This window comes from Streptomyces coryli, assembly GCF_011044975.1.
Taxonomy (GTDB): domain Bacteria; phylum Actinomycetota; class Actinomycetes; order Streptomycetales; family Streptomycetaceae; genus Streptomyces; species Streptomyces coryli.
In genome coordinates, this window is the sequence record NZ_JAAKZV010000562.1 from 1 (window position 1) to 941 (window position 941).

General features: G+C 78.4%; 1 pseudogene. It reads right to left on the reverse strand.

Annotated elements, in window-relative coordinates:
* Positions 1 to 291 (reverse strand): annotated as a pseudogene (locus tag G5C51_RS42695) (hypothetical protein); the annotation flags it as partial.
* Between the last annotated feature and the right edge of the window lie 650 nt (positions 292 to 941).

Genomic DNA, 941 nt, shown 5'->3' on the forward strand with positions numbered 1-941 from the left:
GTCGGGGCCGGGTTGTGCGGGGATGGCCTGGGCGGCCGGTGCGTCGGCGCCTGCTGCCGGGGGCTTGGGGGCTTCGGCGGAGGCCGGTCGAACTGGCGCGGCCTGGGGGGTGTTGGGCGTCGGCTGCGATGAGACGGCGTGCTCCTCGCCGGGCTGCGCGGGCGGGGCGGCGGCCTCCGGTGTGGAGGTGCCCTGTGCCGGGGTCGCCTCCGCGGTGGCCGACGCCGGGATGCCGTGCGCGGGCGTGCTCCGCGCCGTAACCGCGGACCGGTTGTCTTGGGCCGGGTTCACGTCTGCCGTGCCGGGAGCCGCTGCGGCCTGCTCGGGAGTCACTTCCCCCGTGCCGGGGGCCGGTGCGCCGTGCGCGGGAATCGCCTCCTCTCGGCCGGGGGCCGATACGCCCTGTGCGGGAGTCGCCTCCCCTGCGCCGGCGGCCGATACGCCCTGTGCGGGAGTGCCCTCCCCCGTGTTCGGCATCGGGGCCCCCTGCCCGGGAGTCGCCTCATGGCCCGGGGCGGGGACACCCTGAGCAGGAGTCGCCTGACCGGCGCCCGGGGTCTGGAGGCCCTGTGCCGGAGTCGCCTCATTACCCGAGGCGGGGGCGCCCTGGGCAGGAGTCCCCTGGCCGGTGCCCGGGGTCGGGAAGCCCTGTGCCGGGGTCGCCTCTGTGCCGTGGGCGGGGACGCCCTGCGCGGTCGGCTCCGGCGTGCCCGAAATGGAGACGCCCTGCGCGGGAGTCGCCTCGCCGGTGGCCGAAGTCGGGACGCCCTGCGCCGGAGTTGCCTCACCCGCGCCCGAGGTCGCGGCACCCTGCGCCGGCATCGCCCCTGTGCCCGGGGCCGGAGCGCTCTGTGCCGGAGGCGCCTCCGCGTCGGCTGACGCCGGCATGCCCGCCGTGGGGGTGCCGGCTGCGGGGGTCGGCACCGCGGTCAGGTGGGGGT